Annotated in this window: 25 protein-coding genes, 1 tRNA gene and 1 riboswitch; of the genes, 19 read left to right on the forward strand and 7 right to left on the reverse strand. The window is 30.3% G+C overall.

From position 1 onward, the window contains the following. Positions 1-2: 2 nt before the first annotated feature. Both KDK92_RS14380 and KDK92_RS14385 read right to left on the reverse strand, forming a co-directional pair. Entirely contained in the window at positions 3-650 is a 648-nt protein-coding gene (locus tag KDK92_RS14380; RefSeq protein ID WP_250860027.1) for a methionine ABC transporter permease, read from the reverse strand. Further along, positions 650-1,639 carry a methionine ABC transporter ATP-binding protein gene (locus KDK92_RS14385; RefSeq protein ID WP_250860028.1) on the reverse strand — a complete coding sequence of 330 codons (990 nt, stop codon included), beginning with the start codon at positions 1,637-1,639 and terminating at the stop codon, positions 650-652. Before KDK92_RS14385 ends, KDK92_RS14380 begins: the two co-directional genes overlap by 1 nt. A 177-nt stretch (positions 1,640-1,816) precedes the next feature. Further along, a riboswitch (SAM riboswitch) is annotated at positions 1,817-1,917 on the reverse strand. Between the two features lie 249 nt (positions 1,918-2,166). On the opposite strand from KDK92_RS14385, the gene deoD reads away from it, so the two are divergent. The 7 genes from deoD (at position 2,167) to KDK92_RS14420 (ending at position 8,307) form a co-directional block, all read left to right on the forward strand. Beyond that, on the forward strand, positions 2,167-2,877 hold the full coding sequence (gene deoD, locus KDK92_RS14390) for a purine-nucleoside phosphorylase (RefSeq protein WP_420852343.1): 711 nt from the start codon (positions 2,167-2,169) through the stop codon (positions 2,875-2,877). A gap of 145 nt (positions 2,878-3,022) precedes the next feature. Continuing rightward, positions 3,023-3,772, forward strand: coding sequence for a hypothetical protein (locus KDK92_RS14395; protein WP_250860030.1), 750 nt, complete (start codon positions 3,023-3,025; stop codon positions 3,770-3,772). A gap of 103 nt (positions 3,773-3,875) precedes the next feature. Continuing rightward, complete coding sequence (locus KDK92_RS14400; protein WP_250860031.1) at positions 3,876-4,217, forward strand: hypothetical protein; 342 nt, start codon at positions 3,876-3,878, stop codon at positions 4,215-4,217. Positions 4,218-4,240: 23 nt separating this feature from the next. Next, the gene (lepB, locus tag KDK92_RS14405) at positions 4,241-4,756 is read left to right on the forward strand and encodes a signal peptidase I (RefSeq protein WP_250860032.1); all 516 of its coding nucleotides are present in this window, start codon (positions 4,241-4,243) and stop codon (positions 4,754-4,756) included. 186 nt (positions 4,757-4,942) lie between these two features. After that, positions 4,943-5,776 carry a potassium channel family protein gene (locus KDK92_RS14410; RefSeq protein ID WP_250860033.1) on the forward strand — a complete coding sequence of 278 codons (834 nt, stop codon included), beginning with the start codon at positions 4,943-4,945 and terminating at the stop codon, positions 5,774-5,776. A 203-nt stretch (positions 5,777-5,979) separates the two neighbouring features. After that, the gene (locus KDK92_RS14415; RefSeq protein WP_250860034.1) at positions 5,980-7,347 is read left to right on the forward strand and encodes an MATE family efflux transporter; all 1,368 of its coding nucleotides are present in this window, start codon (positions 5,980-5,982) and stop codon (positions 7,345-7,347) included. Positions 7,348-7,545: 198 nt separating this feature from the next. Next, positions 7,546-8,307 (forward strand): hypothetical protein, encoded by a 762-nt coding sequence (locus tag KDK92_RS14420; RefSeq protein ID WP_250860035.1) that lies wholly within the window; start codon positions 7,546-7,548, stop codon positions 8,305-8,307. Between the two features lie 203 nt (positions 8,308-8,510). Here KDK92_RS14420 and KDK92_RS14425 read toward each other — a convergent pair. Next, positions 8,511-8,586 (reverse strand) — tRNA-Pro (locus KDK92_RS14425). 133 nt (positions 8,587-8,719) lie between these two features. On the opposite strand from KDK92_RS14425, the gene KDK92_RS14430 reads away from it, so the two are divergent. Beyond that, positions 8,720-8,923, forward strand: coding sequence for a hypothetical protein (locus tag KDK92_RS14430; protein WP_250860036.1), 204 nt, complete (start codon positions 8,720-8,722; stop codon positions 8,921-8,923). 136 nt (positions 8,924-9,059) lie between these two features. Here KDK92_RS14430 and KDK92_RS14435 read toward each other — a convergent pair whose 3' ends face one another. Next, positions 9,060-9,659, reverse strand: a complete 600-nt coding sequence (locus KDK92_RS14435) for an HAD family hydrolase (protein ID WP_250860037.1) — start codon at positions 9,657-9,659, stop codon at positions 9,060-9,062. A 22-nt stretch (positions 9,660-9,681) separates the two neighbouring features. Continuing rightward, entirely contained in the window at positions 9,682-10,146 is a 465-nt protein-coding gene (locus tag KDK92_RS14440) for a hypothetical protein (protein WP_250860038.1), read from the reverse strand. Positions 10,147-10,279: 133 nt separating this feature from the next. On the opposite strand from KDK92_RS14440, the gene KDK92_RS14445 reads away from it, so the two are divergent. Continuing rightward, positions 10,280-11,212, forward strand: a complete 933-nt coding sequence (locus KDK92_RS14445; protein ID WP_250860039.1) for a right-handed parallel beta-helix repeat-containing protein — start codon at positions 10,280-10,282, stop codon at positions 11,210-11,212. Between the two features lie 13 nt (positions 11,213-11,225). Here KDK92_RS14445 and KDK92_RS14450 read toward each other — a convergent pair whose 3' ends face one another. Further along, entirely contained in the window at positions 11,226-12,509 is a 1,284-nt protein-coding gene (locus KDK92_RS14450) for an N-acetylmuramoyl-L-alanine amidase (protein ID WP_250860040.1), read from the reverse strand. A gap of 215 nt (positions 12,510-12,724) precedes the next feature. Between KDK92_RS14450 and KDK92_RS14455 the strand changes: the two genes are divergently transcribed. The 3 genes from KDK92_RS14455 to KDK92_RS14465 all read left to right on the forward strand — a co-directional run bounded on the left by KDK92_RS14455 (position 12,725) and on the right by KDK92_RS14465 (position 15,032). Then, the gene (locus KDK92_RS14455; protein ID WP_250860041.1) at positions 12,725-13,432 is read left to right on the forward strand and encodes a response regulator transcription factor; all 708 of its coding nucleotides are present in this window, start codon (positions 12,725-12,727) and stop codon (positions 13,430-13,432) included. Continuing rightward, complete coding sequence (locus KDK92_RS14460; RefSeq protein ID WP_250860042.1) at positions 13,429-14,331, forward strand: sensor histidine kinase; 903 nt, start codon at positions 13,429-13,431, stop codon at positions 14,329-14,331. The genes KDK92_RS14455 and KDK92_RS14460 overlap by 4 nt, the downstream gene beginning before the upstream one ends. A gap of 251 nt (positions 14,332-14,582) precedes the next feature. Continuing rightward, positions 14,583-15,032, forward strand: coding sequence for a hydrogenase maturation protease (locus KDK92_RS14465; protein ID WP_250860043.1), 450 nt, complete (start codon positions 14,583-14,585; stop codon positions 15,030-15,032). Between the two features lie 96 nt (positions 15,033-15,128). Here KDK92_RS14465 and KDK92_RS14470 read toward each other — a convergent pair whose 3' ends face one another. Beyond that, the gene (locus tag KDK92_RS14470; RefSeq protein ID WP_250860044.1) at positions 15,129-15,980 is read right to left on the reverse strand and encodes a DegV family protein; all 852 of its coding nucleotides are present in this window, start codon (positions 15,978-15,980) and stop codon (positions 15,129-15,131) included. A gap of 336 nt (positions 15,981-16,316) precedes the next feature. On the opposite strand from KDK92_RS14470, the gene KDK92_RS14475 reads away from it, so the two are divergent. The 7 genes from KDK92_RS14475 to KDK92_RS14505 all read left to right on the forward strand — a co-directional run bounded on the left by KDK92_RS14475 (position 16,317) and on the right by KDK92_RS14505 (position 25,528). Then, positions 16,317-17,225, forward strand: coding sequence for a WG repeat-containing protein (locus KDK92_RS14475; protein ID WP_250860045.1), 909 nt, complete (start codon positions 16,317-16,319; stop codon positions 17,223-17,225). Between the two features lie 716 nt (positions 17,226-17,941). Next, positions 17,942-19,699 (forward strand): ABC transporter ATP-binding protein, encoded by a 1,758-nt coding sequence (locus tag KDK92_RS14480; RefSeq protein ID WP_250860046.1) that lies wholly within the window; start codon positions 17,942-17,944, stop codon positions 19,697-19,699. Next, positions 19,699-21,477 (forward strand): ABC transporter ATP-binding protein, encoded by a 1,779-nt coding sequence (locus KDK92_RS14485; protein WP_250860047.1) that lies wholly within the window; start codon positions 19,699-19,701, stop codon positions 21,475-21,477. Before KDK92_RS14480 ends, KDK92_RS14485 begins: the two co-directional genes overlap by 1 nt. Before the next feature lie 365 nt (positions 21,478-21,842). Beyond that, positions 21,843-23,231: an alanine/glycine:cation symporter family protein gene (locus tag KDK92_RS14490; RefSeq protein ID WP_250860048.1), complete on the forward strand. Its 1,389-nt coding sequence runs from the start codon at positions 21,843-21,845 to the stop codon at positions 23,229-23,231. Between the two features lie 301 nt (positions 23,232-23,532). Further along, positions 23,533-24,021 carry a flavodoxin family protein gene (locus KDK92_RS14495; protein ID WP_250860049.1) on the forward strand — a complete coding sequence of 163 codons (489 nt, stop codon included), beginning with the start codon at positions 23,533-23,535 and terminating at the stop codon, positions 24,019-24,021. Positions 24,022-24,035: 14 nt separating this feature from the next. Then, positions 24,036-24,839, forward strand: coding sequence for a pyrroline-5-carboxylate reductase (gene proC / locus KDK92_RS14500; protein WP_250860050.1), 804 nt, complete (start codon positions 24,036-24,038; stop codon positions 24,837-24,839). Positions 24,840-24,988: 149 nt separating this feature from the next. Further along, positions 24,989-25,528, forward strand: a complete 540-nt coding sequence (locus KDK92_RS14505) for a 2-oxoacid:acceptor oxidoreductase family protein (RefSeq protein WP_250860051.1) — start codon at positions 24,989-24,991, stop codon at positions 25,526-25,528.

A 25,528-nucleotide genomic window follows, 5' to 3' on the forward strand; every position in this document is an offset into this window, starting at 1 on the left:
GATTATTTTTTATTATAATAATTAGATAATTTATTACCACAAAATTGTATTAACATAACTAAGCAAATAAGCACTAAAACAGAAGCAAATAAGACATCGTTTTGTGAGCGTTGATATCCAAAGCGAATGGCAAGATCACCAAGACCACCACCGCCAATTATTCCTGCCATAGCAGAATAACCTATTTGAGCAATCAATGTTATAGTAGTACCTAAAATTAATTGAGATAATGCTTCAGGGATCATCACCCTTAAAATAATAAGTTTAGGAGGGGTTCCCATTGCATGAGCAGCTTCAATTATTCCAGGTGGTAACTCCTTTAAGGCTGATTCCACGATTCTTGCAAAGAATGGAATAGAAGCAAAAATAAGTGGAACAATGGCTGCGTTAGTACCAATTGAAGTGCCTACTATGAATCTTGTAAAAGGGGTAACTGCAATCATTAAAATCACAAAAGGTACGGAACGACCTATGTTTACAATCCATGATAAAATTGTGTTTATAAATTTATTAGGAAGTATAGTAGTCTCTTCAGTAACAACAAGTAGAACTCCAAGTGGTAATCCAATTATTATTGTGAAAAGTATTGATATGCTCACCATATAAAGTGTTTCCAATGTTGATGGTAATAAAAGTTCTAATAATCGCATTATTTAATTACCTCCGTTTCTACCGATGATTCTTCTAAGAACTTCAATGATTTTTCCAAAAGAGAATTGTTGTTCTCAATTTCAATAACTAGATTACCCAGTACAATGTCACCAATTTTGTCAATTTGCCCGTTTATTATATTAACATCTATATCTAACAAACGGCTTAGTCTTGATATGATAGGAGATTTTGCAGAGGAATGAGTAAAAGTTAGATATATTACTTTTCCTTGGCAACTATCAATGATATCTTTCTTTTCATTAATTAATGAATCTTTATGAATTTTCTTTTCATAAGTTACAAAGAAATCAGAGCACTTTCCAGAATATAAGCATTTTCCATCAATAAGATGAGTTACAGTATCGCAAATTTCTTTTATTACATCCATCTCATGTGTAATTAGAATCACCGTAATATTAAATTCTTTGTTTATATTATTTAAAAGATCAAGAATTTGTTTTGTTGTTTTAGGATCAAGTGCTGAAGTAGCCTCATCACACAATAAAAATTCAGGGTTATTAGCTAATGCTCTAGCTATAGCAACTCTCTGTTTCTGTCCTCCGCTTAATTGAGAAGGGTATGATGATGCTTTATCAGATAAAGACACAATCTCAAGCAGTTCTGTAACTTTTTCGTGAATTTCTTTTTTTGAGGTCTTTGCTAATTCTAAAGGAAAAGCTATATTATCATATACTGTTCTTGAACTTAGTAGATTGAAGTCCTGAAAAATCATACCCATATTTTGTCTAAAATGTCTAAGCTCAAGATCAGATAATGATATGATATCAGTACCATCGATTTCTATCATCCCGCTTGTAGGGGTTTCTAATTTATTTAGGCAACGGAGAAGTGTTGATTTCCCAGCTCCGCTCTCACCGATTATGCCGTGAATTTTTCTCTTTTCAAACTCAAGATTTATATTATCTAAAGCTTTAAAAGTTGAGTTTTTCAGCTTAAATTTCTTTTCTAAATTAAGTATCTTTATCAATATTGTATCTCCTTCCAAAATTATTGAATATGTATGTCCATATATGCCTATATTAATGGATTAACGTGCTAAAGGATTGAGGGTATAATAATAACCTTAATCACAAAGAAAATTTTAAAATAAAAAACTTCCTTCGATAAGAAGGAAGTAACAATTCAAGATTAAGGTTGTTAGTTCTTCTCATCTACCGATACGAATATATCGCAGGATTTAGCACCTTTACATAAGTAGGTTGCCGGGTTTCATAGGGCCAGTCCCTCCACCGCTCTTGATAAGAGTAATCTCTATTAAATTTTTTAATATACGTTTCATTATACATAGGATTTTATAGGTTGTCAATATAAAAAAATTATGTAATTGTATTGTGAAAAGCATGTACTCGTACTATTATAGTATAGGGGAGTTAATTTTTATCTTTTTTATGTATATTAATACACAAGATATTGCAATACTGTAACTAGGGAGTAATCATTTACATGCCTAAATGTGGATGAAATTATTAGAAAATTTAAGGAGGAATTGATATGATACCAACACCCCATATTGAAGTAAAAGATAAAGGAATTATTGCTAACACAGTATTAATGCCTGGAGATCCATTACGTGCTAAATTTATCGCTGATACATTTTTGGAGAATGTAGAAAGATTTAATACTGTACGTAACGTATTTGGGTATACTGGGACATATAAAGGTCGTAAAATTTCTGTAATGGCAAGTGGCATGGGTATGCCAAGTATTGGTATTTACTCATATGAATTATTTGAATTTTATGGAGTAGAGAATATTATTCGTATTGGTTCATGTGGAGCCTATACAGCAGATTTAAATTTATATGATGTAATATTGAGTACGGAAGCGTGGAGTGAATCAAGTTTTGCTAAAGTTCAAAGTGGATATGATAGTGATATAATTGCTGCATCTACTGATTTAAATAGCAAACTAGAGAAATTTTCAAAAGAGTTAGGAATTGAAATTCATAAAGAGCGAATTCACTCAAGTGATGTATTTTATCGTAAAAATTTCCATGAATACAAAGAGATTTATGAAAAACATGGATGTGTTGCAGTTGAAATGGAGTCATTTGCTTTATTCCATAATGCAAATGTATTGGGTAAAAAAGCAGCCTGCTTATTAACAGTCTCAGACAACTTAGCAACTGAAGAAGTAACAACATCTGAAGAAAGACAAAATGCATTTACGAATATGATGAAAATTGCCTTAGAAATGGCTGAGTAAAAAAATAACTAAGATATCCTTGGTGGAAATAATAAGGATATCTTAGTTTTTTTAAATAAATCTAGTATATTAAAAACTTTTTTGGTGTTATTTTCATATACATTTTATAGGGGAAATAATTTTTGGTAAGAGGTAAGGAGGGGCTATGGAGATTAAAGAAGGAATTGTTTTTAAGAGAGCAGACATAGATAAAAAAAAGGATTTTAAAAACATAGATTTATTAAGAAGACGTCTTTGTTTTTTAGCTTTAAAAGATGATAAAGTTATTGGAACCATTGAATTTAATATTTTTGATATGGTTAATGCAAGAATAGAACATATTAATATTTCATGGGACAAGGCTACAAATCATTTGGAACTCTTGGAAGGATTTATTCAAGAATTTCTTTGGTGGAACGAATATATTAAAAATATAGCTATTGAAATACCACTGATGAAAAAGATTTCTGAAGAGAAAAATGATATATTGAGAGCTGGATTTCTTAAAGGAAATGTGTATACTTATGAAAATCCTAACCCAGCTGAAATATTTAAGATAAAAGTGAAAGACGTGTGTCCAAGCCAATTAACAGTAGATAGAAGTAAATTGAAACAACTAAAAGAGTGGGTAAAATCCTCAGAAGAAATTATTTGTACGTTTGTGAGAATAGATGGTAAAGCTGTATGTATTGATGGGCATACTAGACTTGTTTATGCTATATTAAATGATTATAAATATATTTACGGTATATATACTAAAGAATATGATGATATTGGGCTCTACGAAGAGACATTAAGATGGTGTAGGGATGAAAAAATATATTCAGCAGAAGATTTGGTTAAGAACATAGTGGATACTGGAGAACATGAAAAAATATGGATTTCAAGATGCAGGAATTATCTTAAAAGTGTATAATATGGTTATTGAGAAATTCATTACTATAAGATACATTCTTAACATTTATAAATATTAGTCGATAAATTAAATATGACTTCAAATAATCAAAAGGAGAGATTAGATGGATTTTGACCATAATGAACAGCCCTTACTAGTTGGCGGATTAAACTATGAAGAATCAACATTAGAAAATATGAAATTTGTTGTTGAAGAATTTGCTGAAGGAATAATATCATTTCAAAGTAAAAAAATTGCAGAGAATTTTTTAGATAATATTAAAGATTACATTTCTGAGGAGATTTTTAAAACATACATGAAGATAAAGAAACCTTTTTTTTATGGAATTCTTCAAACTGAAAAATATGAAATATATCTGTATGCTGAAGAGTTTGTTAGAGAGATGTATGAGTATAAAGAATGTGAAGACAAGCTATTAATAAGTTTAAAAAATGACATTGATTGATATGATGTAAGGAGGAGTGTTTCGTGAAAAAATTCTTGAAGAAAAATTTAGATGTTATCATAATTTTTGCAGTTATTTTTTCAATTAAATTTTTTGTAGTTGATATTATCCCTGTTGATGGACAATCAATGTATCCTACATTGAATATGAAAGATAATAGTGATAGAGTAGTTCTTAATAGGGTGCCTCATTATACTAAGAAGTATGGTAGAGGTGATATTGTAATTATAAAAAAGAAAATTGAACAGGGAGATAGTATAATAAAAAGAATAATTGGAATAGAAGGGGATAAAATTGAGATAAAGAAAGGATTTGTTTATCTTAATGATAAAAAACTTGATGAAGTATACATAAAAGAACAAGGTGTTACTAGACCAGAAGGGATATATATTGTACCAGAAGGGAATGTGTTTGTACTTGGAGATAATAGAATGAATAGCTCTGATAGTAGAAAGTATGGATTCTTTAGCTACGATAATATACTAGGGGAAGCTGTCTATAGAGTTAATATATTGAAATTCGAAGGTAATTCATTTTAGGCATATTCAAATAAATAACATAATATAGAGAATATTGATTATTAAAGTCTACAATTCCTTACTAGGGGGGGATTCTAGGCTTTTTATTTTTGTACGTTAAGAAGATGTAAAAGGAGTATTTTGGGTACATATCTATTATGAGATGAGGCAGAATATAAGTATGCATATGATGATGAGGTAAATAGTATGATAAGATGGATTAAAGATGCCAGAAGAAAGTTGGCTAAAATACCTATTAGAGTTGTGTTAAGTTTGTATATCCTTGTAATGTTTGTTTTTGCTGTGATATACACTAATATTCCAAGTGGATTCTATCATGAAACTATAAGGCTTGAGAGTGGCTATGATAAAGAAGCAGAGGAGTTTTCAAAGAAAATTCTAGAAGCTATGAAAGCTAATTTTATGGATGTTTATAAAAAAGAACAATTGTGTTTTGATGATATCGAGATAGATATTACCACTATGAATGTTGGTAAAAGTTATGTGAAGAGTGAACGGGTAATAGTTCCAATAAATCTTATTGTAGAGGTGAAAAATCCTGAAAAGATTACTGATAAACATATAGATGATTGTGATAAAAAGAATTATATTGAGAATGTAGTATATACGGATTTTTTTGATATATCTCTTAGCACAAATGCTATAAAAATTAATGATAAATTTTTTGTTCCTCTGGTTGTAACTAGCAATGTTTTTGTTAAATGTGACAATATTGATGTAGATAAAATAAACTATAACCAATTGTTCAAACATGAGGGATTCTTGTCACCAGTTATAAAGATTGATGAGGGAATAGAGAAGGAGATACAAGAATTTCTTCTCGCAAGTAAAGGGTTTTCAAATAAGATAAATAATCACTTTTTAAGCATGCTATATTTGAGTGCAGTTACAATAACCACTATTGGATATGGAGATATTGTACCAATTACGTTAATAACCAGAATGTTAATAACTATTGAAGCATTAATGGGGATGACGATTATGGGTATTTTTTTGAATAATATAACTTATAGAGAGTAATTGGAAAGTAAGATATTAAATAGATTTTGTGTACTGACTGGCAATGCTTAATAAGAAACAATTGCACAAAATTTCTCTATTATGAATTTATACACTAAAAGCAACTTTAATTTTGCTTTACCTTTTACTCCTAGTATTGTATAATATGCTAATAGGTAATTCGAAACACGAAATATTTTAGGATAGAAAAAAGGAGAGTGAGCATGAAAGGGTTAAAATTAAAAGATAAAGGGTTTATAAAGGCGTTGGTAACCATAGCTATACCAATTACTATACAAAACTTTTTTTCTACATCATTAAACTTTGTTGATAATATTATGATTGGTCAATTAGGAAAGGAAGCAATAGCTGCTGTTGGACAAGCTAATAAGCTATTTTTTCTTTTTGTATTGATACTATTTGGAGTATATAGTGGTGCTGGAGTGTTTTCAGCACAGTTTTGGGGGAAAAGGGATATCCCAAATATTAAAAGGGTACTTGGGTTGTCTTTAATAATTGGAGGGGCAGTAAGCGTAATATTCGCACTTGCTGCTACATTAGCTCCAAAGACAGTTATGACCATGTTCTCTAAAGATGCTGAAGTAATTAAATTAGGTACTGAATATCTTAGAATAATAGGAATTAGTTATCTTTTAACAAGTATAACCTTTGGATTTGGTATGTCTGCTAGAAGTGTAGGTTTGACCAAAATTCCTATGTATGCTAGTGTAGTATCACTTGGGATTAATACTTTCTTAAACTATACACTTATTTTTGGTAAATTTGGATTTACAGCTATGGGAGTTAAAGGTGCAGCTATTGCAACCCTGATAGCCAGATGTATAGAACTATTTGTTACATTATATCTTCTGTATAAATATAACGGAGGGACTGTTATTGCTGCTAAGTTTAGTGAGTTATTTGATTTTTCACGAGAGTTTGTAGCAAAGATTCTTAAAACTGCATTACCTGTGATATTCAATGAATTTTTATGGTCTCTTGGAATGACAATCTATGCTGTTATATATGGGCGAATTAGTACAGAGGCAGTTAATTCCGCAGAGATAAGTAATACAATTCTTAATTTGTTTATGATTATAGGCCGAAGTATTGCAAGTGCTTCAGCAGTTATGATTGGAAATAAAATTGGTGATAATAACGTTGAAGAGGCAAATACCTACGCGCGACGTCTCTGTAAACTTGGAGTTTATGTGGGGATTATAATGGGAGCAATATTAATTATGACAGCTCCATTGTTTGTAAAACTTTTCAACGTGGAACAAGGAATAAAGAACGATGTTGTCACAATTCTCATAGTTATGGGATTCATTTCATTCATAAAGATACTTAATGGTATTCTTGTAGTAGGCGTGTTTCGAAGTGGTGGAGAAACTGTATTTGCCATGTTATTAGATAGTGGAACAGTATGGTGTATTGGAATACCTATGGCTATAATAGGTGGTCTTTGGTTAAAACTTCCAATACCTGTTGTTATTGCATTAGTGAACCTTGAAGAGGTTGTAAAAGTTGTGATAGGTTTAAAGAGAATGCTTTCAAATAAGTGGATTAAAAATATTGTAAATGATATGTAAAAATATGTTTACAGATAGTATTATTCATCACCCATTTATAGAAGATGGGTGACTTCTATACAATTACTGTTAAAGAGTTCATGGAAAAAAATATAAGTATAAAGCTCGCTGAAATATACGGCGAGTTTTTTTGTATAGATTTTTATCGTTGGTGATATAGTAAAAGGGAAGTGGGTTGAATTATGGAGCTGAGATAGAGTGAAAAAAAATAATTGTAAAGATAAAAATAGAGAAAGTTATGTTGTGTGGAGAGGAATACGAAGAATTCTGCTTTTAATCAACGTTGTGGTAACTATTATAGTTGGTTCTGCAGGAATATACTTTACCTACACACAGACTAAAATATACGATAAGCAAAGAGAATATATGGATATGCAGTTACAACCACATTTTAATATGGCTATTTTATATGAAAATAAGAATGAAAAGGGAATCTATACAGACAATAGCCTTAAAATACATAATTCAGGGGGAAATTTTTATGAATTTAACTGTGACAAGATAGTATTCTTAATGGTTTCTTATGGAAATGAAAAGTATATGTTACCAATTAAAGACTTTTTTAAAGTTAATAGAGAATATTTCGGAGAGAGCGATAAATTAGTATTTGAGGCAATTGGAGATAACAACAATCTGATAATTGATAGTTTAAATAATGATATAGCTCAGTATGCAAAAAATCAAGGAGTGAGTTTAGAAATAAAAGTGGTGATATTCGTTAAAATAGGATATCAAGATATTTTTGGAGTTGATCACTTAAAGTATTTCCGTGGTAATAAAGGGAGATTAATTGAAGAAGAATATGGAGAAAAAATTTTTGAGTTGCATGATGAATATATAGAGCTAGATGGTAATATGAAGATTAGAGATTTAAATAGCAAAAAGTTGATTAGGTTCTTAGAATATGAGAAAAAAATAGATATGAATGAATTCAAAGAATTATTTAATTACGAATACTGAAAATCTCGGAGTTACTTATCTGAGTTTTTTGACAAAGTTATATTGTTTTCATTTTATTTTGTTGCTTTAGAATTTCAGGGTGTTTAAAAAGTTCAAGGTCAAGGAACAAGGTGAACGAGCAGCGGATTGTACAATTAGTACTTGAGCAGCACAGAGAACCTTAGTGACGTAGAGATTGAGCTTTTAAAACATCCTGAGAGTTTTGGTCTGGGTGACTGGACTCGAACCAGCGGCCTCAGGCACCCCATACCTGCACGCTACCATCTGCGCTACACCCAGATATTAATTAAGTATATTATATCAAACTCAAAATGATAAAACAACCAGTGATGTAAATATATAGTATATGATTCCATGAAAATGAATAATTACCTATTGGGAGTTAAGACTATATTCATAGGAGTGAGGATCAATGAAAAAAGTGTTTATTTACTTAGGAGTATTTATAATTTCATATATATTATTTTTATTTATAGCATATAAAACCGCTATGATTATTCCTATTCATAGCTTTGATGATAGTGTTATAATAAGTGGGCTATGCATTATTTTCGCAACTATTATATTGTGCACTATTTTGATAATTACAAAGATTGATGAAAAGAGAAAAAAATAAGGTTTCAGGCGTTGAAAAAGCCCAAGGTCAAGGAACAAGAGGAGCGAGCAGCGGAGTGTACAAATAGTACTCGAGCAGCACAGCGAGTCTTAGTGACGATGACATTGGGCTTTTTCAACAGCCTGATTCTTAGTTTTTAATCTATAAAACTCTTTATTTTATCTTCTAATAAAAAATCTCCAGTGTAATGAATTACATTTACTCCAAGTGAAGAAGCAGCAGTTATATTATCCAATGTATCATCAATAAATAGGCATTCACATGGATTCAGTGCATATCTATCAAGTAAGATATTAAAAAATTCTATATTGGGTTTTAATAGATTCTCTTCAAAGGAAACTGCACCACCATGAAAAAGAGAGAAAAAATCATGAGAATCTATTATATGATTATATGCCGCTTTATGAAAATTAGATAAAATATAAAGGTTGTACCCTTTATTATGAAGGGATTTTAAGACTTCTACATTCTCTTTGATAGGAACAAGGATACTTTTCCAATTAGACATACAAAGATTAATATCGATATTCCTCTCGGGTAAACGCTCAACAAATATTGAAGTTGCGTCAGTTTCACTTATTGAACCCTTATCTAGCAACAACCATTCATCGCTTTTGAATATTTCATTAAATAACAAATCTTCAATTTCCTTATTATTAAATAATTTAGTCAAATACTTTCTCGGTTCGAATTTCAGGAGTACATTTCCAATATCAAATATAATATTTTTAATCATTTAGAACCCTCCGTTAGAAATACTACTTAGATGTTAGTTCTTTATTTGGAAGAAGTTTTTTCAACGTATTAATTGAATCTTCTTTAAAATATAATACTTTTGAACTATCATTATTAAAATATAAATATGTATCTGCTTTTTCAGAATGCTTGTATGTTTTTCTTATATAACCATGAATATCTTTAATGAGTATACTTGCCACTCCTAAATCTTTTTCAAAATCACCGTTTGCAAACTTTAGCATATCATTATCTGTCCATATATATAACTCTTTATAACTGAAATCTGGATTGAGTGAGTCAAAACCGAGAGAATTAATAAAATTTATATTGTCATTAGGAATTCCAAGTTTCTCAATATAATTACTTAATTTATCATTTATATCTTGAATAATTGTATTTCTACTACGTAAAAATTTATAGAAAGTAAAAGCAAAAAATAGAATAGTGAACAATAAAAACCATGCTAAAATGATAAAAAATATCATAACAACTCTCCTCGCCATAATTAATAATAAGATAATATCACATTATATGAGATATAACAAATATTTGTGCCATTGTTTTACAATTTGGCATAGTATATAGCATAATATGAAACAAAAGAGGAGAGGAAGGAATATGGCAGATATCATTGTCCCAACAGATAAATCAACAATTCAAGATGCTGTAAACTCAGCATCAGCTGGAGACACAATAATATTGCTACCTGGAGAATATAAAGAACAAGTGATAATAACGCAGAAGGATATTACAATTAGAGGTCTCACTGTTATAGGTGTAAATATACGTGGTATTAACTCGAATGACATAGCATTCACTGTTTTAGCTGACAATATTAAGTTTTATGACTTAAATATTGAGAATTACTATGTTGGAGCTTATATAAATGGAGATTCAATTAAAATGGAAGAAGTTCATTTTAGTGCTTGTGGCAGCTTTGGTATGGTTCTGTCAGGTAAAAATAATACAATAACCAACTGTTCATTTGATGAATGTAGATTATTTGGAATGAATATTGGTGGTGATTATCATAAAATAACAAACAATGTGTTTAATAACAATATATTAGGTTGTGTAGCAAATAGCATAGAACCTCTTACTAATACTATAATATGTAAGAATATAGCGACTAAGTCACCAGTTGGTATTAATTTAAGTCATAGTGGATCCAAGTACAATGAAATTATTCAGAATGTAATAACAACTGATACAGGATTATTTGTAAATTCACCTTACACAAAAATTGATAAAAATTCATTCCAGAACTGTGAAGATGCAGGGATGATTATTAACTCTCAGAATAATGAAATCAACAATAATGTTATTTCAAATGGAAGAAATGGGATAATCGTCATTGATAGATGTAACAAATTTGAGAGACAAATTATTGGTAATATGAAAGAGGCTTGCGTAACTTTTGCTGATGGAGATAATTCTTTTACCTCAGGAGTATTATCTAATAGCACCAAAGGGATAAGAAGTATAGACAATAGCAATCAGTGCCAAAATAATGTATTTGTTAATGTTGAAAAAGATAGTATTTTAGTATAAAAGAGGTGTAAATTTACACCTCTTTTATTATATCCTGATAGTGTTTTAATGTTTTATCAACAAAACTTTGTAATGAAGCGATATTTTGATTAATGGTAGATACATTAGAAGTCAAGGTAGCAATTCTTTCTGTAAAAAATTGCAAGTTATCTTCTAGTGATGAAAGTCTAGAATTAATTTGTGAAATTTGAGAGGATAAATAAGAATATGAGGTTTCTAAGTCATCCACTTTTTTAGCTAGCCTTTCTAAATCAGTATGAACAAATATTTCAGTATTTTCAATCTCGGAACTATATTTTAATAATACTGAAGCATAGGTGTCAGATGTTGTCCACGTTTTACCAAGATCTTCTACTGTAGTAATTATTCCTTTTAGATAAGAAAAATGTCTAGGATCAGGCGTTGATTCTTTTGGATAGCCATCTAAACCAAGATATAATCCCATATGATCAATATGAGCCGTAATCCCTTCTTTCCAATTTTTAAACTTTTTATGAGCGGTAGGATCTATATTGCTTCCACCAGAAGTGGTTTTTAATCCACATGGATTATAATATGAGGCATCTATTCCAGCTTGACTAGGTATTTTATATAGAAAGCCTGTTTCAAGGCACATTTGGGCAAATAATATTACGGGGTTGATTTCCTTAGAAATACAATCAGTCCAGTAAATATCAAGAAGTTCTTTGTAATTATCATTTAAAAAATTTTCTTTGGCCCAGGTGGCTATTTGATCTTTAGAAGCAGTTGGAGACGTTGATATTAAAGTACCTTTAATACCGGTTAAGCCTTTAAATATGGCGGTTGCCATCTTTTCACTATCAAAGAGGTTTGTATCCTTTACTGAGTCGCAGAAACATCCCTCAACCAATATTGCAGGTGCTATGGTATTGTTTAGAACATAGAGTGAGGTATTCTTTTTCATCCCTCTGTTGGTAAAGCCTAAATTTACTATTTCATTTAGTACAGGTTGACCTATATTATTACCATTCTCGCTAACATAAAATATTTCGCTTCCATTTGCTTGACCATTATAGTAGTTGAAGTGTATGGATACAACAATATCCACGTTAGCAGCATTTGCTCGTTGGCATCTTATTCTTAAACTATCTGTGGTAGAATGAATGTTTTTAAAATCTTCTTGGGTTGGGGTACAATCAATAACAATTTGGCCAGCGGCTTTAAGTTTATTTATCAATTTAAAAGATACATCATTTATCATATCTTCTTCTTTTAAAATCCCGTTGGCGCCACGGTTGTATATCGTATTGTGTCCTCTTAGAATACCAATTTTCATAAACACAACTCCTTTGTATTAATTAATAAGGTATCACTATAATATATGTAAGAGTATATTATAGTGATAAGAAATATGACTAGATTTTATGAAAATTGTAATAAATGAAAGGAACATATGATTAAAAATATATATAACAACATAATAAATGAGAATATGAATACATGTTCAAAACAAGCAATTGTTGGTATAATTTACATAGAGGTGATTGTTTTATGGAAGGAAACAGTATATTAATAATTGAAGATGATATTAATATTAATAGCATGATCAAAGAAGTTCTTATTAAAGAAGGATATAATGTTGGACAGGCTTTTGATGGTCAGGAAGGAATACTTAAGTTTGAGGAGAAGAACTATGACTTAATTTTACTAGATGTGATGATGCCAATAATAGACGGGTTGGAAACAATGAGAAGAATTAGAATGAAGAGCAATGTTCCTATCATAATTTTATCAGCAAAAGGTGAGGAAACGGATAAGGTAATTGGTCTTGGAATGGGGGCAGATGATTATCTTACTAAGCCTTTTTCTGTTCCAGAGATGGTAGCAAGAATAAAGTGTAATATTAGAAGATGTATCCATTATAGTGAAGGGAAAGAAATTGATGATAAATCAATTTATAAGTATGGCAGTGTTACCTTTGATATGAATAACTATTGTGTTTATAAAGGTGAAGAAGAAGTAGCTTTAACTGCAAAAGAGATGAATATTTTGAAACTGTTCTTTAAAAATCCTAACAGAGTATTTACAAAAGTACAGATCTATGACAGTGTTTGGGGGGAAGATTTTATTACAGACTATAACACTGTTACAGTACATATGAGAAGACTTAGAAGTAAGATAGAAAATGATCCGAATAACCCTAAATTAATTGAAACTGTATGGGGAATTGGATATAAACTGGTAGGGATGAAAAAATGATATATATTTTGATAGCAATTATTATAGTTTTATGTTTATTACTTTATAATGAAAGAATACTTAATATTAAAATATCTAATAAGTTGAAGGAAGTATTAGAAGAAGGATCAATGGAGCGTTTCAAGTTTGAAAATGCATCAAAAGATAAAAAGAAATTATTGAACAATATCAATAATCTTATGGACAAACATCAGCAGATATTTATGGAAAACAAGAAATATATAGACCAACATAGAAGAATGATTTCAAACATATCACATGATATTAGAACCCCGTTAACTTCTTTGATTGGATATATTGAACTATCAAAAAGTGAGGATATAACTCCATCAAAAAGAATGGATTATTTGAATATTGCTTATAGTAGGGGAATAGTTTTGAAAAATATGATAGAAGAGTTTTTTCATATATCTAAACTAGAAGCAGACGATGTTGAAGTAAAAATGGAGAAGGTTAATCTCAGTGAAATTTTAAGAAATAATATAATAACATTTATAAATGAATTTGAGAAAAAAGATATTCAACCAGAAATTAGACTTGGCGATAAAGAAATATATGTAAAGGGAGATGTAGTTTGTTTAAATAGGATCATAACTAATTTAATTTCAAATAGTATTAAATATGGATATGAAGGTAAAATAATTGGAGTAGATCTTTCAATTGATGGGAAAACAGTGAAGCTAGTAATTTGGGATAAAGGAAAAGGAATCCATGAGGATGAATTACCCTATATCTTTGAACGTTTATACACAGGTGAAAAATCTAGAAATAGAAATCTTCAAGGTAGTGGACTAGGACTAGCCATAACTAAAAATCTTGTTGAAAAAATGGATGGAAGTATTTCAGTTGAAAGTAAACCCTTTGAAAGAACTAGTTTTAAGATTAACTTTAAACAATAATTATAAGTATAACATCTAAAGATTTGTTGGGGGTAGGCATTGTGTGATATATGTCTAGCCCATAATTTTTTGAAAATGTTGAATGGCAATGCCATAGAAACACTATTCATAAACTTAAGCTTAATTTTAAAACTGAAACACAAAAATTTAGTATATATACATGTATAAAGGGAATATAATTTAAAGAAACAATTTTTGAGGTGAAAAATGAAAGACAAGAATGGAACCAATAACTATAAGGGTGATATAAAATGAAAAAAATTTTAGCTTTAGGTAATATTTTATTATCAGATGATGGAGTAGCAATATACTTGGCAGATTATTTAGCTAAAGAATTTAATATTATGGGATATGAAGTAGTAAAATGTGAAACTGATACTAGTTATGCTATAAGTTGTATTGATGAAGAGAATGAATTGGTAATATTAGATGCTTCTTTTACAGGTGGGGATTCAGGTAGAATACGTAGTATGAGTTTAGAAGAATATAGAGTTGACTATTACAGTAATAAAGATTATTGTCACAGTAATACTTTGTTTGATTATATCTTTAAAAACAATAAGAAATATAAAGGTAATGTTATTTTGATTGAAGTATGTAATATGGAACTTAATGATGGATTGAGTGAGATGATGGTGGAGAGTTTTGATAAGGTAGCTATACAAGTTCTAGATGAAGTTAAAAAGATAAAAGATATGTAATATATATCTAGAAAAAGTGCTTTGTAGAATTATCTATATAAATAAAAGAAAGCTGTAAATATGAGAAATTATCCCCATATTTACAGCTTTCTTTTATTAATTATTAAAAACTACCATACCTACTAATCCAGGACCGCTATGTACCCCAGAAACAGGGCTAATGGATCCAAGAAGTTCCACAATACCTTGTTGCAGTTCTTCACTATATTTTTTAAGTTCTTCATATACATATTGAGATTCTTTTTTTGCATAACCATCCATAAGTATTATTCGAGTATTTTCTTTGAGTTTTGACTTTCCAACGTCAATAATTTTTTTCAAGGACTGTTTCTTTCCTCGTACTTTATCCACAGTAAAATACTTACCATCTTCTCCAACAGATATGATTGGTTTGATTTTAAGAAGTTCACCTATAGTACCAGAAACTTTCCCTATTCTGCCACCTCTTTTTAGATATTCTAGGGTATCCACAACGAAATATACTTCAAGTTTCTTTCTAAATTCTTCGATTTTTTCTTTTATAGTATCAAATGGAGTTTGAGTGGTTATAAGTTTCCCACTTTCTTCAACTAAAACAGCTTCGCCATGAGATATGGATTTTGAATCGAAGATAAAACTCTGAATATTTGGATAATCTTTTGAAACTAAACTAAGAGCATTATAAATTCCTGATAGACCACTTGATAGTAAGATTGCAATTACATGTGTATATCCTTGTTTTTGAAGGTCATCATAGACTTCATGCATCTTTTTTAATGGAGGTAATGAGGAGGTTGGAACTTCTTTATCAAGATTCTCATAAACTTCATTAGGTTTTATGTCAACTCCATCAAGGTATTCTCTATCTTTATAAATTATTCTAAAAGGTAATACAGTAACGTTATACTTTTCGATAATATCTTCAGTTAAATCTGATGTGCTATCTGTAATTAAAGCAATTTTTTCCATAAAAATTCCTCCATATTAGGTTATTATATATTATACTTCTATATATAGAGTATAATACATTTTAGAAAAAATAACCAATGATTAAGAAGAAAAATTATATTTAAATTAAAATTGGTAATTATTTAAGGGTAATTAGTGCCTCTTATAAATAATGAAGAAAGAGAGAATAATAAAAAAAGAAAATCAAGACTAAAGCAAATAAGTAAAAAAATAAATTGGTCTCTTGAGGTAAGTTTGCTATAATCTACTTATGCGTATAAAAATAAATAAACTAGCATACTGACTAGCTAGTTATTTGATTATGTTTTATATAAAAAAATACTATGGAGTGATAATATGAATAATAAAGCACTTTTTCCAGTGGTTATAGAAGAAAAATATGGATACATTAATTGTAAAGGAGAAATTAAAATAGAACCTTGTTATGATAATGGGGATGAGTTTGTTGACGGATATGCAGTTGTAACTAATGAAGGCAAAAAGGGAATGATTGATTTAGAAGGAAAGATTGTTATAGACTTTAAATATGAAGATTTAGCATATTTAAGTGAAGGACTATGTAGAGCTAAAAAAAATTATAAAATAGGTTATATTAATATAGACGGAGAAGAGATTATTCCATTTCAATACAATGATGCGTACGATTTTAACGATGGATTAGCATTGGTGCAATACGGTGGAAAGCTTGGTTATATAAATTCCACTGGTGAAACAGTAATAGATTTTCAGTATGATTATGCTCAAAGTTTTAGTGAAGGTATAGCAGCAGTAGCAGTTGAAAATAGATATGGTTACATAAACACTAAAGGTGAAATAGAAATTCCTTGTAAGTTTATTCAAGCTGGAGGTTTTTCAGAAGGCTTAGCTGGTGTAGAAGTAAGGAATGGCTATGGCTATATAAATAAAGATGCAGAAATGGTGATTGAACCAGATTATGATTTTTGTGATGAATTTAGCAATGGATATGCAGTTGTTGAGAGAGATGGATTATTTGGAATGATTGATAAAGCGGGTAACCTGATTATCCCTATTGAATATGAGGATCTTGATAATATAAGTGAAGAACTGATTCCAGCGATGAAAAATAATAAGTGGGGGCATATTAATAAAAATAATGAGGTTGTTGTCCCATTTGCTTATGCAGAAGCCTATGGGTTTGAGTGTGGTATTGGAGCAATTGAAAGAAAAGGTAGATTAGGATATATTGACAAAGAAGATATATATATATGGAAACCTCAGAAATAAATTGAAGAATATCTTTTAATTTGTAAAAAAATGTGATATAATTTGTAAAAAGTGTAAATTAAGATGAAGGGGGATAACCATGAGCGTAATACTATTGAACATTTAACTTGGGATAAAAAACATAATAATGGTATTTTAAACTCTATATTAAGAGGTTAATTTGCTATGCCCAATTTACTAATTCAATATGTAACTATGGTTATTTCATATTCATATATATAATCTACAAATAAAATTTTAGAGTTTGATAACAAAGTCATATGACATTGTTTTTACTTTATTTTCTATACTCGGACTTTCAGGCGTTGAAAAAGCCTGAGGTGAAGGAATAAGGTGAACGATCTTTAAATTGTGTTTTCGTAGAGTATAATGAAGTTTAAAATAACCTTATGAGCAGCTGCTTATAAGGTTTTAATTTTTTATTCTTAAGGAAATTGAAAAATCTTTTCAAGAAATTATCACGTGGAATCTTGTTTATATAAACATATGACAAGTTTATGTGAAATTTCATTAATTCAATTTCTTAAGGATAAAAAATGAAGGGGTTGTAGGGGAAGTATTTTCCCTACCGGTTTAAGGAAGGTGCTCAGCAACGATAGTTGCGTCGAAGGAAACCTAGGGTTTCCTAGCGAAGCGCGTGAAACGCGCCATTTATATAATGAATTACTAAATTTGGGGAAGATATTTATTTGAATGTGTTTTAAGGGGGATGAGGTATGAAGATAAACAAGAAATTAAATGTTGCAGATTATTTTAAGTTATTGAGGAAATATTTAAAGAAGCAAAAAGGGAGTATAATCGTACTGTGTTTAATGATGATGGGAACAATAATGTTGGAGTTGATAAATCCTCAAATTATGGGGGAATTTATTGATGGAGCAAAAGAAGGAAAAGGAGCTGAAGGATTAACAATCTTTGCAATTTTATTTATTGTTTTTGCAATATGTAAACAGTTACTTGCAATAGCTTCAACATATATGGCTCAAAATGTTGGGTGGTATGCAACTAATAATTTAAGAATTGACTTAATGGATCACTGTTTTGGGTTAGATATGTCCTTTCATAAGGGACAGAAGACTGGGGAGTTAATCGAAAGAATTGATGGAGATATAACTGCTTTATTCAATTTCTTCTCAAAATTTATAATTAAGATTCTAGGTAATATAATATTGATTCTTGGAATTATAATAGTTATGTTTATAAAAAGTCCTTTAATTGGGTTTGTAACATTTATACTAGTACTTTGTGCTTTTAAAGTATTTAGTATGATGCAAAAAATAGCTGTTGGTAAATGGAAAATTATTAGAAAAAAGAATGCAGAATTATATGGGGTAGTTGGTGAATTCATAGCAAGTACTGAGGATATAAAATCAAATGGAGCAGTAAACTATGTTATTTATTCATACCATAAGCTTATAAATAAGTTATTTCCTTATACTAGAGATGGTGAGATGATGTACATGAAAATGTGGGCATCATCTACAGTGATATTTACTTTTGTAAATGTAGCTATACTAGGACTGGGTGGATGGTTGTTTGTAAAGGGAGATTTATCAATAGGGGCGCTATATGTACTATTTCATTATTCAAATTTAATTGTTAGACCTATAGAGAACATTAGGAGAGAATTTCAGGATCTTCAGAAAGCTGGAGCAAGTATTAAACGTCTTGATGAATTACTTTCAGTTAAAAGTAAGCTTGAAGATGGAACAGAAATTTTCAAAAATAAAGATAAAATATCAATAACATTAAAAGATGTATATTTCGGTTATGATGAAGGTGAAAATGTATTAGAGGGAATTAATTTTTCACTTGAAAGTGGAAAGATTCTGGGAGTTTTAGGGAGGACGGGAAGTGGTAAGACAACGCTTGCAAGGTTGATTGTTAGATTGTACGACATTACTAGTGGTGAAATAAAGTTAAATGATCAAGAAGTGAGAGATATTAAACTTCAAGAAATGAGGAATAAGATAGCCTATGTTACTCAAGATGTACAGCTTTTTCAAGGAACTATCAGAGAGAATATTACCCTTTTTGATGAAAGCATCCATGATGAAGTAATTTATAGCATAATAGATGAGATTGGGCTTAGAAGATGGGTAAATAATCTTCCAAAGGGATTGGATACAATGTTAAGTTCAGAAGGGACTGGATTATCCGCAGGTGAATCACAATTAATTGCATTTATAAGAGTCTTCTTAAAAGATCCTGCCTTAGTGATACTTGATGAAGCATCCTCTAGGCTTGACCCAGCTACAGAAGAAATGATGGAGACTGCGCTAAATAACCTTCTTAAGAATAGGACTTGCATAATAATTGCGCATAGATTGAGTACTATAAAGAGAGCAGATGAGATTCTTATTCTTGAAAAAGGACAAATTGTTGAACATGGTGAAAGGGCAAGTCTATTGAAAGAGGAAAAATCAAGATTTTCAAAATTGTGTAAGCATGGTATCGAGGAGGTGTTAGTATAATGGAAAAAATTGAGAGTAATGATAGAGGAAATATTAAAATATTTAAACTTATATGGGAGTTAATAAAATATAGACCAATTCTTTATCTATTTAATAATATATTCTGGATTATTATACACGTAACACCGATTTTTATGGGGTTATTATTGAAATATACATTTGAATATATTGAAGGAGAATCAACATTTAAATATGGATTAAATGGATTGATAATAGGAATAATCGCATTTACCATCGTTAAATTAGTTGTGATGTATTATGGATTTGTTACTGATATACTTCATAGGTTCTCAATTTCAGCAGTACTCAGATTTAACATTTTGGATGAAATAATGAAAAAACCTGGGGCAAAAGCAGTACCGAAGTCTTTAGGAGAAGTTATTAATACTTATAGAGATGATGTAAATCAGATAACTGATTCTATAAGTTGGTTAATTGATGGGATTGGAGCTGTTGTTTTTTCAGTGATATCATTAATTATTCTTATGAAGATTAATATGAAGATGACAGTGTTGGTATATGCACCTTTAGTGGTAATTGTAACAATAGCAAAATCAACAACAAAAAAAATCAAAAGGTATAGAGAAGAGGCGAGAAAAGCTACTAGTATGGTAAATGGTGCAATGGGAGAGATGTTTAACTCTGTACAAGCAATACAATTAGCTTGTAAAGAAAAGAATATGTTGGAACATCTTAAGTCATTGAATCAAAAGCGTAAAAAAGCTATGATAAAGGATACTTTATTGAACCAACTATTACATTCTATATTTGAGAATACTATAAGTATAGGAACTGGGTTAATTCTTCTTGTTGCTGGTACTGCAATAAAAACAGAAAGTTTTACAGTTGGTGATTTTACTCTCTTTGTGTATTTTCTACAATTTGTAACTGATAAAGCAATATTCTTTGGAGAAATTTTAGCAAATTATTTTCAGACAGGTGTTGCTTTTAGAAAAATTAATGATATAACAGAAGGAAGCTATGAAAGCATAACAAAGCATTCAAAATTATATATTAAAGAGGCACCTGAGAGGAATGAAGAAATATATCAGGAGGCAAAAGAAAAGCTTGAAGAACTAGAATTAAGAGATTTGACGTATAGATACCAAGATACAACAGGTGGTATTGAAAATATTACATTAACAATAAAGAAAGGAACATTTACTATAATAACTGGAAGAATAGGGTCTGGAAAAACAACACTTTTAAGAACAATGTTAGGGTTGTTACCAAAACAAAGTGGAGAGGTTTTCTGGAATGGAGATAAAGTTGATGAAGACGTGTTTTTTATTCCTCCAATTTGTTCATATACTTCTCAAGTACCTAATCTATTGAGTGAAACAGTAAAGGAGAATATACTTTTAGGATTAGATAAAAGTGAAAAGGACATTAATAAAGCTATCTATGCATCTGTATTTGAAAAAGATGTAAAGAATCTTGAAAAAGGACTAGATACAGTTGTAGGCTCAAAAGGAGTAAAGTTGTCTGGAGGACAGAAACAGAGAGTGGCTGCTTCTAGGATGTTTCTTAGGGATTCCCAACTATATGTTTTTGATGATATATCAAGTGCTTTAGATGTTGAAACAGAGGGTAAACTTTGGGATCGATTATTCCAATTTAATAATATAACTTGTTTAGCTGTTTCAAATAGAAAGATAGCACTTAAGAGAGCAGAAAATATTATTGTTTTAAAAGATGGATTTATTGAAGCAGAAGGAACATTTGATGAGCTACTTAAAGTTTCAGAGGAATTTAGAGCAATTGTAAATGCTAAATAAAGGTTACAAGATATAGCTTAACATGAGTTTCACCTTAAGGCACGCTTAGCGTGCTTTTTTTTACATGGAGTAATTTAGTGAAATATTAACAAATAAAAAAAACCACTAAAATACAATATACTGTAGAAAAATTAGGAAAGTTTAACAGTGTAACACAGTAAAATGTTAAAATAATAACGTTTTTTTATAGGAAAAATCTATAATAAGATTTTTAAGTATTGAAAATAACAATGTTTACCTCTGTAAATCTCTAATATCCTCTATATATCTACAAATATTGATAAGAATATTGCAAAAATTATGAACATTGTATAAAATGTATGTATAGGTTGTTAAAAAAATATCTATATCTGGGAGGGGTAAAAATGTTAGAATTATTCAAAAGTATTAGTGATTTTGTTTGGGGACCGCCATTATTAATTTTACTTGTAGGAACTGGACTTTATCTAACATTAAGACTTGGAGTACTACAGATTTTTAAATTGCCACTAGCATTAAAGTATTTATTTTCCAAAGAGGAAGGTATTGATACTGATGCTAAAGGAGATGTGTCAAGTTTTGCGGCTTTATGTACAGCACTCGCTGCAACAATTGGTACAGGGAATATCGTTGGGGTTGCAACAGCAATAAAACTGGGGGGGCCAGGAGCTTTATTCTGGATGTGGCTAGCTGCTTTCTTTGGAATGGCAACAAAATATGCTGAAGGATTACTTGCTGTTAAGTACAGAGTAACTGATGAAAATGGTAACCAATCTGGAGGACCAATGTATTACCTTGAAAGAGGTTTAAAGAACAAGAAATTAGGTAAATTCCTTGGAAGTATGTTTGCTATATTTGGTATAGGGGTTGCATTCTTTGGAATAGGAACATTCCCTCAAATAAATGCTATTGCTGGAGGTTTAGAAGCTGGATTTAATATCCCTATAGTTGTAACTGGGGTGGTATTAACTATAGCAGTAGCACTTGTTACATTAGGTGGAATTAAGAAAATATCTAAAGTTGCAGAATTTATAGTACCATTTATGGCTGTATTATACATATTAGGATCGTTAATTATACTTATAACTAACGCTTCAGCTACAGGTGAAGCATTCAAATTAGTTATACAGAGTGCATTTAATGGACATGCTGCTGCAGGTGGTTTTGCTGGTGCAGGAATGGCGCTTGCTATTAGAGCAGGTGTAGCAAGAGGAGTATTCTCAAATGAATCAGGTCTAGGTAGTGCACCAATAGCTGCTGCTGCTGCAAAAACAAAGTCATGTGTTAGACAAGGATTGATATCAATGACTGGTACTTTTATTGATACAATAATAGTATGTACAATGACTGGATTAGTTTTAATTCAATCAGGATTATGGAGTGATGCTGGTTTAGAAGGTACTGCATTAACAAGTGCAGCATTTAAAGGTGGATTGCCAATAGAAGCAGTAGGCGGATACATAGTTACTTTTGGGATTTTGTTTTTCGCATTCACAACAATCTTAGGATGGAACTATTATGGTGAGAGATGTACTGAATATTTGTTCGGTGTAAAGGCTATTAAATGGTACAAATATATATTCATAGCTATTGTTGCAGTTGGGCCATTCTTAAAACTTGATCTTATATGGACAATTGCAGATATAGTTAATGGATTAATGGCTATACCTAACCTTATAGGATTACTTGCATTAAGTGGAATAGTAATTGCTGAAACAAAAAAATTCTTTAAAGAAAAAAAAGAGCACGATAAAAAAGTTAGTCTTAATAAATAACACAATTAATAATTTTTTCATTAATATTTATAAAACAAATAAGTGGTCAAAGATTTTAACATAAAATCTTTGACCACTTTCTATTTTTATTGTGATAAAAGTTGTTATAATATATATGAGAATAAAATTTGGTATATGAAAATAAATAACAAGTCAAAGATGCGACGGATATTTTGCATCAGACGATGAGTTAGGTTCTACTGATAGTTGTTCTATCAGTGGGTTCTGATGAAGAAGGATTATGCGAAATAGACTAGCATACTGACTAGTTATTTATTTGAATATGACTTAGGAGGATAATATGAAGAAGAGTGTTGTTGTCTATTATTCATTTGAGGGAAGTACTAAGAGGTTGGCTGAGAAACTTTCAGAGGAATTAAACTGTGATAGTTTAGAGATTAAAGTAGTAAAAGAGATTACAACAAAAGGGTTTTCTAAATATATTTGGGGTGGAAGACAGGCGATGATGAAGAAAAAACCTGAACTTAAATCTTATGATTTAGACCTTGAACAATATGATAATATTATAATTGGGACACCAGTGTGGGCAGGTACTGTAACACCGCCTATAAGAAGTTTTTTTGAGAGAGAGAACATAGAGAATAAGAAGATTGCCTTTTTTTGTACACACCAAGGAGGCATGGGTAAAGTAACTGAAAAATTTAAAGCCTTAGTTAAAGATAACAATTCAATAATTAATTCAATAGATATTGTAAAGCCATTAAAAAATATTGATTCAACAAACAATGAAATTATTCAATGGGGAAAAGAACTTAAGAAAATGTTGTAGAGAGGATGAAGAAGATGTGTAAAAAAATAGGATTTATAGGATGCGGAAATATGGGAAGTGCAATGGTTGGTGGAATGATAAAATCAGGGAATATTGATAAAAATAACGTAATTATTTTCGATAGAAGTACTGAGAAAACATCATCCTTAAAAGAAAGATATGGAATAAATGTTGGAAAATCTAGCGTGGATATTGCTAGTGCGAGTGATATTATTATTTTAAGTGTTAAACCAAACATTTATAAAGATGTTATAGAAGAAATAAAAGGTATAATAGATGAGAATAAAATCATTGTAACAATAGCAGCAGGTCAGAAAATAACTGATGTAGAAAAAATGTTTAAGAAACCAGTAAAGATAATAAGGACAATGCCTAATACTCCTGCACTAGTAGGTGAAGGGATGAGCGCTCTATGTAAAAATCAGCTAGCCACTGAGCAAGATTTAGAAGAGATAAAAGAAATATTTGAGTGTTTTGGTGAAGCTGAGGTGATTAAAGAAGATCTCATTGATGCTTTCATTGCAGTAAGTGGTTCATCCCCAGCATATGTGTTCATGTTTATAGAAGCTTTGGCTGATGGAGCTGTTTTAGAAGGTATGCCAAGGGATAAGGCATATAAAATGGCATGTCAGGCTGTACTAGGATCAGCTAAGATGGTAATGGAGAGCAATGAACATCCAGCAAAACTAAGAGATAATGTATGTTCACCTGGTGGGACAACAATTGAAGCAGTAGCAGAACTTGAGAGTAAAGGATTTAAATCCGCAGTTATTTCTGCAATGAGAAAATGTGCACATAAATCTAGGTATATGAAATAAGGTATAGTCAAAGACTGTACCTTATTTCATATATTTTAGCACTTAATAGTGCTAAATTGATATTTTTAATGATATATGTTACTTTTTAATAGGTAAAATATTTAAAATTTTAAGAAAATAATAATTTCACTGGATAAGGTGGTGCGTTTATGAAAGAGATTAGATGGCATGGTAGAGGGGGACAAGGGTCTTTCACTATTGCTAGATTATTAGGACAGGCTGCTTCAGTATATGGAGGACAATATGCTCAAGCTTTTCCATCATTTGGACCTGAGAGAAGAGGAGCTCCTGTTTTGGGATTTACTAGAATTAGTGAAACAAAAATTACTGATAGAAGTGAAGTAATTACATGTGATTATGTAATTGTACTTGATGAAACACTGTGGGGGCCAGCGGTTGTTGCAGGTTTAAAAGAAGATACTATAATAATTATAAACACAGAGACACCAGAAAAATATGCGGGACAAGTAGAAAATAAAATTATTACAATAGATGCTACAAGCCTTGCGCTAGAGGTACTGGGAAGACCAATTACTAATACAGCTATGTTAGGTGCTCTTGTGGCTATTTCTGATGTTGTTTCTTTAGATGATTGTAAGAATGCAATAAAGGATACGTTAAAAGCGTCTGTTTCAGAGAAGAATATTGAGCTTATTCAGAAGTCATATGATGCTGTTAAAGAAGCGTAG

Origin of the sequence: Oceanirhabdus seepicola, assembly GCF_023684385.1 — a bacterium.
GTDB lineage: Bacteria > Bacillota > Clostridia > Clostridiales > Clostridiaceae > Oceanirhabdus > Oceanirhabdus seepicola.

What these genes read in the sequence shown, in the direction of transcription:
- KDK92_RS14460 (WP_250860042.1), top strand. Translation starts at nt 13,429, where the DNA reads ATGATATATATTTTGATAGCAATTATTATAGTTTTATGTTTATTACTT.
- KDK92_RS14490 (WP_250860048.1), top strand. Translation starts at nt 21,843, where the DNA reads ATGTTAGAATTATTCAAAAGTATTAGTGATTTTGTTTGGGGACCGCCA.
- KDK92_RS14480 (WP_250860046.1), top strand. Translation starts at nt 17,942, where the DNA reads ATGAAGATAAACAAGAAATTAAATGTTGCAGATTATTTTAAGTTATTG.
- KDK92_RS14380 (WP_250860027.1), bottom strand. Translation starts at nt 650, where the DNA reads ATGCGATTATTAGAACTTTTATTACCATCAACATTGGAAACACTTTAT.
- KDK92_RS14505 (WP_250860051.1), top strand. Translation starts at nt 24,989, where the DNA reads ATGAAAGAGATTAGATGGCATGGTAGAGGGGGACAAGGGTCTTTCACT.
- KDK92_RS14400 (WP_250860031.1), top strand. Translation starts at nt 3,876, where the DNA reads ATGGATTTTGACCATAATGAACAGCCCTTACTAGTTGGCGGATTAAAC.
- KDK92_RS14435 (WP_250860037.1), bottom strand. Translation starts at nt 9,659, where the DNA reads ATGATTAAAAATATTATATTTGATATTGGAAATGTACTCCTGAAATTC.
- KDK92_RS14430 (WP_250860036.1), top strand. Translation starts at nt 8,720, where the DNA reads ATGAAAAAAGTGTTTATTTACTTAGGAGTATTTATAATTTCATATATA.
- KDK92_RS14410 (WP_250860033.1), top strand. Translation starts at nt 4,943, where the DNA reads ATGATAAGATGGATTAAAGATGCCAGAAGAAAGTTGGCTAAAATACCT.
- proC (WP_250860050.1), top strand. Translation starts at nt 24,036, where the DNA reads ATGTGTAAAAAAATAGGATTTATAGGATGCGGAAATATGGGAAGTGCA.
- KDK92_RS14470 (WP_250860044.1), bottom strand. Translation starts at nt 15,980, where the DNA reads ATGGAAAAAATTGCTTTAATTACAGATAGCACATCAGATTTAACTGAA.
- KDK92_RS14475 (WP_250860045.1), top strand. Translation starts at nt 16,317, where the DNA reads ATGAATAATAAAGCACTTTTTCCAGTGGTTATAGAAGAAAAATATGGA.
- KDK92_RS14395 (WP_250860030.1), top strand. Translation starts at nt 3,023, where the DNA reads ATGGAGATTAAAGAAGGAATTGTTTTTAAGAGAGCAGACATAGATAAA.
- KDK92_RS14495 (WP_250860049.1), top strand. Translation starts at nt 23,533, where the DNA reads ATGAAGAAGAGTGTTGTTGTCTATTATTCATTTGAGGGAAGTACTAAG.
- KDK92_RS14415 (WP_250860034.1), top strand. Translation starts at nt 5,980, where the DNA reads ATGAAAGGGTTAAAATTAAAAGATAAAGGGTTTATAAAGGCGTTGGTA.
- KDK92_RS14445 (WP_250860039.1), top strand. Translation starts at nt 10,280, where the DNA reads ATGGCAGATATCATTGTCCCAACAGATAAATCAACAATTCAAGATGCT.
- KDK92_RS14450 (WP_250860040.1), bottom strand. Translation starts at nt 12,509, where the DNA reads ATGAAAATTGGTATTCTAAGAGGACACAATACGATATACAACCGTGGC.
- KDK92_RS14440 (WP_250860038.1), bottom strand. Translation starts at nt 10,146, where the DNA reads ATGATATTTTTTATCATTTTAGCATGGTTTTTATTGTTCACTATTCTA.
- KDK92_RS14485 (WP_250860047.1), top strand. Translation starts at nt 19,699, where the DNA reads ATGGAAAAAATTGAGAGTAATGATAGAGGAAATATTAAAATATTTAAA.
- KDK92_RS14465 (WP_250860043.1), top strand. Translation starts at nt 14,583, where the DNA reads ATGAAAAAAATTTTAGCTTTAGGTAATATTTTATTATCAGATGATGGA.
- KDK92_RS14455 (WP_250860041.1), top strand. Translation starts at nt 12,725, where the DNA reads ATGGAAGGAAACAGTATATTAATAATTGAAGATGATATTAATATTAAT.